The organism is Sphaerochaeta sp. UBA5836 (assembly GCF_002432845.1).
Lineage (GTDB): Bacteria > Spirochaetota > Spirochaetia > Sphaerochaetales > Sphaerochaetaceae > Sphaerochaeta.
Genome location: NZ_DJGW01000028.1, coordinates 2,041 through 11,891, shown reverse-complemented (window position 1 = coordinate 11,891; position 9,851 = coordinate 2,041). Strand labels below are relative to the sequence as shown.

Annotated in this window: 11 protein-coding genes; 9 read left to right on the top strand and 2 right to left on the bottom strand. The window is 49.0% G+C overall.

The features are described 5' to 3' along the window. Window positions 1–972 (top strand): PTS transporter subunit IIC (locus B3F49_RS02320; protein WP_293908789.1); only part of this gene is annotated, 972 nt, incomplete at its 5' end. A gap of 18 nt (window positions 973–990) precedes the next feature. Here the strand turns inward: B3F49_RS02320 and B3F49_RS02315 are convergent. Next, window positions 991–1,794 (bottom strand): tetratricopeptide repeat protein, encoded by an 804-nt coding sequence (locus tag B3F49_RS02315; RefSeq protein WP_293908788.1) that lies wholly within the window; start codon window positions 1,792–1,794, stop codon window positions 991–993. Between the two features lie 209 nt (window positions 1,795–2,003). On the opposite strand from B3F49_RS02315, the gene B3F49_RS02310 reads away from it, so the two are divergent. Together B3F49_RS02310 and B3F49_RS02305 are read left to right on the top strand one after the other, a co-directional pair. Continuing rightward, window positions 2,004–2,129 carry a hypothetical protein gene (locus B3F49_RS02310; RefSeq protein ID WP_293894196.1) on the top strand — a complete coding sequence of 42 codons (126 nt, stop codon included), beginning with the start codon at window positions 2,004–2,006 and terminating at the stop codon, window positions 2,127–2,129. 54 nt (window positions 2,130–2,183) lie between these two features. Continuing rightward, window positions 2,184–2,345 (top strand): hypothetical protein, encoded by a 162-nt coding sequence (locus B3F49_RS02305; protein ID WP_414712488.1) that lies wholly within the window; start codon window positions 2,184–2,186, stop codon window positions 2,343–2,345. Here B3F49_RS02305 and B3F49_RS02300 read toward each other — a convergent pair. After that, entirely contained in the window at window positions 2,333–2,722 is a 390-nt protein-coding gene (locus B3F49_RS02300) for a VOC family protein (RefSeq protein WP_293894190.1), read from the bottom strand. The genes B3F49_RS02305 and B3F49_RS02300 overlap by 13 nt on opposite strands. Window positions 2,723–2,856: 134 nt before the next feature. Between B3F49_RS02300 and B3F49_RS02295 the strand changes: the two genes are divergently transcribed. The 6 genes from B3F49_RS02295 to B3F49_RS02270 all read left to right on the top strand — a co-directional run. Then, window positions 2,857–3,498 (top strand): LysE/ArgO family amino acid transporter, encoded by a 642-nt coding sequence (locus B3F49_RS02295; protein ID WP_293908787.1) that lies wholly within the window; start codon window positions 2,857–2,859, stop codon window positions 3,496–3,498. A gap of 138 nt (window positions 3,499–3,636) precedes the next feature. Next, on the top strand, window positions 3,637–4,641 hold the full coding sequence (locus B3F49_RS02290; RefSeq protein WP_293894184.1) for a LacI family DNA-binding transcriptional regulator: 1,005 nt from the start codon (window positions 3,637–3,639) through the stop codon (window positions 4,639–4,641). Window positions 4,642–4,891: 250 nt separating this feature from the next. Continuing rightward, window positions 4,892–6,208: an ABC transporter substrate-binding protein gene (locus B3F49_RS02285; protein ID WP_293908786.1), complete on the top strand. Its 1,317-nt coding sequence runs from the start codon at window positions 4,892–4,894 to the stop codon at window positions 6,206–6,208. Between the two features lie 73 nt (window positions 6,209–6,281). Further along, complete coding sequence (locus B3F49_RS02280) at window positions 6,282–7,175, top strand: carbohydrate ABC transporter permease (RefSeq protein ID WP_293894178.1); 894 nt, start codon at window positions 6,282–6,284, stop codon at window positions 7,173–7,175. Next, window positions 7,165–7,998: a carbohydrate ABC transporter permease gene (locus tag B3F49_RS02275; RefSeq protein WP_293908785.1), complete on the top strand. Its 834-nt coding sequence runs from the start codon at window positions 7,165–7,167 to the stop codon at window positions 7,996–7,998. Before B3F49_RS02280 ends, B3F49_RS02275 begins: the two co-directional genes overlap by 11 nt. A gap of 9 nt (window positions 7,999–8,007) precedes the next feature. Beyond that, a partial coding sequence (locus B3F49_RS02270; RefSeq protein WP_293908784.1) for an alpha-xylosidase occupies window positions 8,008–9,851 on the top strand: 1,844 nt, incomplete at its 3' end.

The following is a 9,851-nucleotide window of genomic DNA, read 5'->3' as shown; positions in this document are numbered from 1 at the left end:
ATGGCTCAAGGCTTGTTTGCCTCCTTGATCATCGGTCTTATCATCAAGCAAATCGGACATTACAGTGGTTGGCAGCTTTTGGAGCAGATCGGGCTTGTCGCCCAATACCTGACCGGGCCGGCTATTGGTGTGGGCGTAGCCCTGGCTGTGAAAGCCCCCATGTTGGGCGTGCTTTGCAGTGCTGTAGCAGGAGCTGTAGGAGCGGGAACCTTTGTGCTGGGAGAGGGGGCCTCTCTGGTGAAAGTAGTCCTGGGTGAACCCTTTGGTGCAATGCTGGCTGCTTTGGCCGGTGCCGAGATTTCCAAGAAAGTTGCCGGAAAGACCGGCGTGGACATTATAGTTGTCCCCCTTGCAACCATAGTGGGGGGCGGCTTGGTCGGTCATTTCATAGCCCCTCCGATAGCAGCCCTGATGACATCCTTGGGTTCTTTCATCAACCTGTTGACCACCCTGTATCCACTTCCCATGGGAATCCTTGTGTCTACGGTGGTGGGAATGGTGCTGACGCTTCCCATCAGCAGTGCGGCCATCTGTATCAGCCTCGGCATCGATGGACTCGCAGCAGGGGCTGCAGTCGTTGGTTGCAGCTGTCAGATGATTGGATTTGCCGTGAGCTCCTATCGAGAAAACAAACTGGGCGGACTTATCAGTCAAGGACTGGGAACCAGCATGCTTCAGATTCCCAATATCTGGAACAACCCTTTGATTTGGATACCGCCGACCTTGACGGCGGCCATACTCGGTCCGGTAAGTACCATGGTATTCAAGATGGAAAACAACAGCGCAGGAGCCGGCATGGGCACAAGCGGTCTGGTCGGTCAGTTCAATGCTGTTGCTGTCATGGGTCCTCAATCCCTGCCGGTCATACTCTTGATGCACTTCATCCTTCCTGCCGTCGTCACCCTGCTTATCAGCACCTTCATGCGCAAGAAGGGTTGGATCAAGGATGGGGACATGCTGTTGCAGAAATGAGGATGGCATAGGTACAGTTCAGTCTTCAGTCCAAGGTTCACCTTTCATGATTTGCTCGATAAGAAAGCGTGCACCTTGGTTGTCTGGAGGGTTCAGACGAAGCATTTTTCGTGCAATTTGTTCTGCTTCAGCAAAGTTGCCCATCCTCCATTCTACCAGACACAGACCGTGGAGAGACCTCAAGTAGGGACGATTGTTCAATTCGGACCAGAGAAAGATGCCGTCAAGGTGTGGAGGGAAATTCTTTTCAGCAATATGGATAGCTGTTTTCAGGCAGTTTTCGGCATTGCGGAGGAAACGGTGGCCTCGAAAATACACATACGCCATATGAGCCAATGCATCGATGCAGAGTGGATAGTCTTCCCAGAGTTTAGCAAGCTTGTCATATTGCATGATTGGTGTTTCACTCTCATTGGCTTCTATGACGGGATCACAATCGGGTTGGTAAAAACCATACCCGGTATAGTCCTCCATGGCGTAGGACATTCTCTTTCCGCCTCTCAGGCACTCTCCAATGAATCCCTTCAATTCATACGGCTCATACCACTCTGTCGCTGAAACCAACCTTACCGCATGATACTCATGGCCTGGGATATCAAGTGCCTGCACATCAAAATGATGACTGAGTACTTCTCCGCTGATGTAGGTGGTTTTCTTGAACTGCCACTCTTTGGTTACTTCGAGCGTAACCGTGTCGCATTCAGCGATTTCATAGGATTTTGTACTCTTTACCGAAACAATGTTCCCGCTTGCCAAGTCTTTTGCCCTGAAAGCACTTTGGCCAATTTTGATGACCAGCAAGGTTCGTATATCTTTTTCCATCTTCTCAATCATCCTTATCGTGTGTGGCATCGAGGATAGTATGCAAGCGGAAGTTGAAAATAGTAAAGGACATAATTCAATTATGGTGTAGTATTTGAGTGCATCAGAGCATTCGCCGTCCACAGGGAGGGCGTATGCCATTCGATTTCAAAAAGAATACAAAGCATTCTATCAGCCATCACAAAGCACGGGGCGAGTATCAAAGAAGCGTGGAAATGCTCTATGTCGTAGCCTATACGCTGAAAATGAGCAGGAAGGGAGACCATCACATGGATGGATACTTCGACTATGTCGTCTCTTGGTTGGAAGGCTTATGGTACCAGGAGGGGGTGTGAGTACAGGTTCTTCACCTCGGCTCCTACGACGACGAACCTCAAACGGTGGAGAGAATGCATGCATTTCTTGCCACCCGGAACTACCAACTGGATTTTTCCGATACCCGGCTCCATCATGAAATCTATCTCACCGCTCCAAGAAAGGTGGAGGGGTCGAACCAAAAGACAGTCATTCGCCATCCGATTGCCAAAGCGGTGGATGCTTATAAATACTGAGCGAACTCTACCTTTTCTGCATTCGGTCCTTGGATGGTAAAGTAGCTCACTCCATGGCTGAAGAAGGGGAGCGTCTGGATGCCGTTCTCCAGTTCCTGATAGCCTAGAGCCCGTATCTCACGATAGGTTGCCTGTATGTCGCTCACATTCAGTGCGAAGTGGTCGATGGCACCGGTGTGGGCGGCTGTCTCGTCGCTTTCGTATGCTTCAATGACTACATCCCCCAACTTGAGGAATGCAACCCTCTTGTGATCATGCAGAGGGGCATGGATGATCGAGAAACCCAGACTCTGGTAGAAGTCGATGGTCTTTTCCAGTGAATGGGTCGGAATGCCGATGTGTTGGAGCCCGAGAATCAAATCCTGAAAAGTAGGCATGGCTTCCCTCCTTGGGTACAGTATAGGCGCTCAGTGTTCTTAGTGCACCCTCTGCTTCATGAGTTTTTTGAATCTTTCCACTATTTTCTCAGAATGCTTTGCAAAAATTCAGGGTTTTGACTACCCTGACCGGCATGGAACTACCTTTCTTTACCGGTATGGCCACCGGTGCAGGCTTGATCATCGCAATCGGTGCCCAAAACGCCTTCGTGCTTACCCAGGGAATACGTAAACAACATCGCTTTGTTGTCGCTCTCATCTGCACGTTCTGCGATGCCCTGCTTATTTCTGCCGGTGTTGCCGGCATGGGCAGCCTGATCGAACAATCACCGAAGCTGCTGGGCATTGCTGCCGGGATGGGAGCGTTGTTTCTTTTCTTCTACGGTCTTAAGAGCCTGTTCTCGGCATTCCAAGCTGGACAGCGATTGCATGAATCCGAAGTAGGGATTGTAAGCCGAAAGCAGGTCATCCTGACGACCTTGGCGATTACGCTGCTCAATCCACACGTCTACCTCGATACCGTAGTTCTCTTGGGGGGAATCAGTGCAACCTACGAAGGAGCCGGTCGGCTGCTCTTCGGAGGCGGGGCGATGACCATGTCATGTATCTGGTTTTTTACCTTGGCATACGGTTCGACGCTTCTTGCACCTCTGTTTAAGAAAACCATCACCTGGAGAATCCTCAACGGTGCAATTTTTCTGGTCATGTGGAGCATTGCCTATAAGCTATTGGCATATACCGGAATTGTTCAAGTATTGCAACAACAGTTTCTTTAGCAGACTGAATCGGTGTATACTGTCCAAGTGAAGGTAAACCAATTTATCCGGTACGATTTGTTGATTTTTCCGGTTGACGAATTGGGGGTAATCACCATAAAATCATTTAAGCGTTTAACACAATAATGAAAGGAATCTATGAAAAAAGTAACGATTGAAACGGTTGCACAAAAAGTTGGTGTTTCTGCAGCAACTGTCTCATATGCGCTTTCAGGTAAAAGAAAAATCAGTCAGGAAGTAACCGAGAAGATTCTGAAAGCTGTTGAGGAGCTTGACTACAGGCCCAGCATTACGGCAAGAAATCTCGCGAGCAAGAAGACTTGGTCGGTAGGGCTGTATGCTTCTCCTACGCAAAACATCCGCGAGGATTACTTTTTCAACAATATCCTTGCCGGAGTTCTTGACGTGCTGCATGTCAGAAAATACCAGATTCATCTGTATGCTGATTATTTGAACGAGAATACGAAGAACCATCCTGACCTGAACCTGACCCAGCCCATAGATGGTGCATTGATCATGAATCCGAGAATCAATGATGTGTATATCAATCACATACGGCAAAGAAATATTCCCTATGTGGTAATTGGAACACCCAATGAGCGGGATGATTCGTTCTATGTGGATGCTGATATTACGGCAGGGTATTATGCAATAGTAAATTACTTGATTAAAAAGGGTCATAGGAAGATCATTCTGGTAAACGGCAACGTTGAGTATACGCAGAGTGAAAAGCGTCGAACCGGATACAGCATGGCCTTCCATGACAATGGCTTGAACTTCAGTGAGGATTGGATCATCAACGTGCCTATGCTTGAGGAGCAAGGTTATCGGGCTTTTCTGCGAACCATCAAGGAAATCCCTGATTTCACCGCTGTAGTTACCTTCAACGATACAATTGCAGTAGGGGTTCTCAGGGCCTTGAAGGAGAGCAACCTCCACGTTCCTTCCCGGGTTGCCGTCGTAAGTGCAGGAAATACAATGATTACCAGGATCCATTCCCCAGCCATAACCAGCCTCGACATGGGAGCGTACGAGATCGGCTCCAAAGCTGCTGATTTGTTGATCGATGTCATAGAAAGGAGACGGATCCAACCCTCCCATGAGATCATTCAGACGCACCTTGTAGAGAGGGAGAGCAGCTGAGTCGGACCAGGTGCCTTTTTCAATCTCCATGCAGGTTGTGTGGTAATGGATATACTTTTTACTTGACAGGAAAGAGAAATGGTCTCTATAGTAAGTTAAGCGGTTAAATTAAAAATATGCAAAAACGTGTTTAGCGTTTATCCAATGAACATGTACTTATCCGTTTGAAATGACGGTGATTGAACCTTGATAGTCGTTCTACAGGAAGAAAGCATTCAACCATAGGGTTGATTTGTAATAGGAGGAACGTATGAAAATTCGAGTTAAGGTCGTATGTGTGCTTCTTTTTCTGCTACCGTCCCTAATGCTCTGGTCGGCTGGAACCAAAGAGCAGGGGGCTGCAAAGGTCGACGGAGCTACGGTAATCACTATTTGGGATTTCAAATATGGTGATGTTCAAGGCGTGCAACCGGCGATGAAGAAAATTGATGATTTGATCATGCAGAATAACCCCGGTCTTACCATCAAGCATGTCGGTCAGCCGAACGACAACTATTATCAGTTGGTGCGTGCAGCAGTACAAGCCGGACAAGGACCTGATATCGTCATGTTCCATGGCGGAGTGCAAGCCTATGAATTTGATGAGTACACCATTGCCATGGATCAGTATATCAAGCCATGGAGAGATGAGATCTCCGAGTTCAGCTGGGCTTATTGTTCGGAGGGCGGGGACGGAAGTAAGCCGGTGCATATGGTTCCCCTGACAACCCAAGGCTTCGGTATCTATTACAACAAAGCCCTGTTCAAACAAGCCGGACTGGATCCTGAGAAAGCCCCTTCTGATCTGGATGCTTTCATGGCTGCCTGTGAGAAACTCAAGAAAGCCGGTATTGTTCCCATGGTCGCCGGACTGCAGGGCGCTCCGTATACCATCGATTTCCTTTTCAGGTGCTTCGTGGCAAACATCTATGGTGACGATGTGCAGTACCTCGGGACCGGCAAACAGAATTTCAAGGGCAATGCTGCTTTCAAGCGGGCTGCAGAGATTGTGCAGGAGCTGTTCAAGAAGGGTTATATCGATCCTGCCGGCACTTCGACACCCTATTTCATGGATGCCGCCAACAATTTTGCTGCGGGCAAGGGTGCGATGTTTGTTGGAATGCTCTCTGATGTCTGCCATTGGAAGGTCTTCAATGATGCGTTGGGCATCGATGCAGTCGGTTACTTCCCGACCATCAATTTCCCCCAGGCTAAATACAAGGACCAACAAGTGGGCCAGCCGGCCGGTATCGGGTATAGCGTCATGAAGTGGTCGAAGAACCCTGAAGCTGCTATGAAGGTGGTCGAAGGGTATGCACGTGGTGAAGGCAATGCCATATGGATGGGCATGACAGGGGCTCTTTCTCCCAACAAGAATGTCGACATCAAGAGCTTGGGATATCCTCTTGTAGGCAAGATTCTTGAAAAACCGTTTGTCCTCGACTTCAACACCCTCTTGTTGAACGAAGATGCCAATGGCAATTTCGACCGATATTGCGCGCAGGCCTTCGTCTCCAATGAGATCAGCATCGACAAGTTCATAGAATCTGCCCAAGGCATGCTGGACAACGTCCAGAAAGCTAAATAACCAGTCGTACCATGGGTTGTCTGGAATTGCAAAATGCAATCGGACAACCCATACTTTTGCATGGGGGTTGCACTTGAAACACCTTACATCCATTGTGAAGAGAGAGTCGATGGAACCCTATCTGCTCATAGCTCCATTGCTTCTCCTGTTGCTTGTGTTCATACTCTATCCAGTGGTTGCCAATATCTATCTGAGCTTTTTCAAATGGAAGGGCATGGGTAAGGCGACTTTCATCGGGCTGGACAATTATCGCACCATGTTTGCGGATGAGACATTCTGGATCTCCATCAAGAACACCCTGGTTCTGCTTCTCTACATCCCCTTGGGTGTCATCCTTCCGATTCTCATCTCAGCACTGCTGCGCGAAGGGCTGAAAGGGTGGTCTCTCTTCAGGGCTATCATCTATTTGCCGAACATCCTCGGCTACGTAATCATGGGAATGATATCCAGCATCATGTTCCGCAAACTTGGGCCGATAAACAATGTGTTGATCCATCTGGGTCTGGAGGCCTTCGCACTTGACTGGTTGAGCAAGCCCGACCTGGCTCTCAATACGCTTGGCTTGGTCTATGGAGTCTGGTTGCGGTTGGGTTTCGGCTGCATCTTTTTCCTCGCTGCAATGAGCAGCATCGATGAATCACTGTACGATGCGGCAAAAATCGATGGGGCTCTTTGGTGGCGGACATTCTGGAATGTCACCATTCCCTCCATTCGGTTTTCGATTGAGTTCTGGATCGTTTTGTCGTTCATTGAGATTCTTGCAAGAGCCTTCCCCTTTATCTATACCTTCTCACGCGGAGGCCCGGGGTTCGCAACGTTCACCTTGGAGTATGGAATCTATAATGCAGGATTTGTCGCATTCAACATGGGATATGCAAGTACTTGGGCAAGCGTTCTGTTCGTGGTTTGCGCAATCATTGCAGTGTTTCAGGTCGCTCTCATGAGGAAGAATTCAGATGTCCAATAGCTATGAGAGAACCGTAAAAGCAATCATGTATGTGGTACTGATGGTATTTGCCTTGATGGCCCTCTACCCGTTGTTCTTTGTACTGATTACCAGCCTCAAATCATCTGCTGAGTATGTCAACAACAAGTTGTTCATGCCGCAAAGCATCACATTCAGCAATTACTTCCATGTGTGGGTGAAGGGCAACATGCTCAGGTATTTTCTCAACAGCTGTTTGCTGATTCCCTCCGCCTTGGTGTTGTATCTCTTTGTGTGCATTACTGCCGGTTTTGCATTCGGCCGGTTGCGTTTTCGTTTCCGCTTTCCTTTGTTCCTTGCAGTTTTGTTTCTCATGATTTTTCCCCAGATGTTGCTGTCAATCCAGATTTTCCAGGTCTGTCGAAAGCTGCATCTGGTTAACAACTATCTGGGCTTGATTCTTGTCTGGGTGGCATATTTCGGGCCATTCGGCACCTATATCATGACAACGTATTATGCAACGGTTCCCATGGAGATTGTCGAGTCGGCACGACTCGATGGAACCGGTGTGTATCGGATGCTCTACTACATCATGGTTCCCATTGCCAAACCTATGATCGTCATTATTATAATCATCGGTACACAATCGATGTGGAACGAACTCCCTTTCTCTCTCTTGTTGTTGCAGACCGAGCATCTGAGGACGATCACCCAGGGCCTTGGTATGTTGCAGGGCCAATACGGGCTTGACGATACGGTACTGTCCGCTTCCATATTGTCTGCTTCTCTCGTCCCCCTGTTATTATTTGTTTTTTTCCAGCGTCAGATTACCATGGGTGCCTACAGCGGCTCAGTCAAGGGATAAGTAAAAAGTATGAAACAAAGAAATCGCTTTCTATTTGATATGTTGGATCAGGATGCTCCTGACGCCCGAAGAGATTCGATATACCGTGCCGGAAGGCCGGTCTGTGTACATGAACAAGGCATTGCCGCAGTAGTTGAGATTCCTTTTCTCAAACAAGAGATGAAGAATCTGTTTCTCCATCCTGCCAAGTCGGAGGTATCAAAGAGTGCCGAACTGGTTGTGCGTTTGTATGGCTCATCCATCGTTCGGTTGACAATAGGCGGTGGGAATTCCATCAGTTCGGATGCCCATAACCCGATGTTGGAATGGGATCCCTCACTCAAGCAGGAAGCTCTTCGTCCGGTTGGGACCGAGAGCGGCTGGGATTTTTTGGACGAACATGGCAAGACCCGGATGCGGATACACACCAAGGAAGAGAAGCCGGAAATCTGGAGTACGCTGCAACCTGAACCACCGCAGACTTTTGATGCAGTGGTGTTTCCCGACGGCAAGACTGCCGTTCCTTTCATGGCCTATGATGATTTTTTCCCTTCACAGTCGGAATCGTTCAGTCTGGGGTTCGTTGAACGGGATGATGCTGTCGATCGATGGGTGTATTCGTTGCATGCCAAACCGAATGAAAAGTTCGTCGGTACCGGTGAGCGCTTTGCTGCAATGAATTTGGCAGGGAAAACGTTTGTGCTGGAAAATACCGATGGGCTCGGAGTAAACAGCCGCCGCTCCTACAAGAACGTACCGTTTTACATCTCCAGTGAAGGGTATGGGTTGTTGATCATGACCTCAGCCCATGTCCGCCTTTCGCTGGCGGATGTTTCGACTCGTGCAGCACAGGCTGTGGTGGAGGACGATGGCTTGGACCTGTTCTTCATCGGTGGAGATTCCATCGAGCAGGTTGTGTGGAATTACAGGAGAATTACCGGGTTTCCCTCCGATGTGCCTGTGTGGTCATATGGGACTTGGATGAGCCGGATGAGTTACTTCTCAGCTGATGAAACTCGAACTGTGGTGAAAAGAATGCGCGAGGGTGGATTCCCCTGCGATGTTATTCATATCGATACCGGCTGGTTTGAAAAGGATTGGAAATGTGAGTGGGAATTCAGCACCACCCGATTCCCGCAGCCTGAGGCTTATCTGAAAGAGATGGAAGAGCAGGGGATAAAGATAAGTCTGTGGCAGCTTCCCTGTATTGCAAAGGACACCAAGCACTACGCGACCGCACAGAACCATCGGTATGTAGCTCCTAAAAGTGAGCATGTTTCATTGGGTTCGAATTTCAGCGAAGTGGAGTTCGATGGGAACATCGACTTTACGAATCCGGAAGCTGTTCGTTGGTATCAGAGTCTGCTTGCTCCCCTGTTGGAACTTGGCGTTGCAGTGATCAAGACGGACTTCGGCGAGGTGATCGAGGAACATGCTTCATACTATGGTATGCCGTACCGAAAACTGCACAACTTGTATGCCTTGCTCTACCAGAAGGCAGCCTATGAGATCAGCAGGCAGGTGAAAGGACCTGATGCAATGATCTGGGCCAGGGCGGGTTGGATCGGATGTCAGCGCTATCCCTTGCATTGGAGTGGCGACTGTGCCTGTTCCTGGGATGGTATGGCCGGCTCGTTGAGAGGCGGACTTCATCTGGGCCTCTCGGGGTTCGCATTCTGGAGCCACGATGTTCCGGGTTTCCAAGGCATTCCCAGTTTCATGAACAGCCGGCCGAGCAATGATCTCTATATCCGATGGACGCAAATGGGAGTTTTTACTTCCCATCTCAGGTATCACGGGACCACGGCAAGGGAACCGTACGAATACCCCGAAGTTGCAGATCTTGCACGGCAGTGGCTGAGGCTCCGCTATGC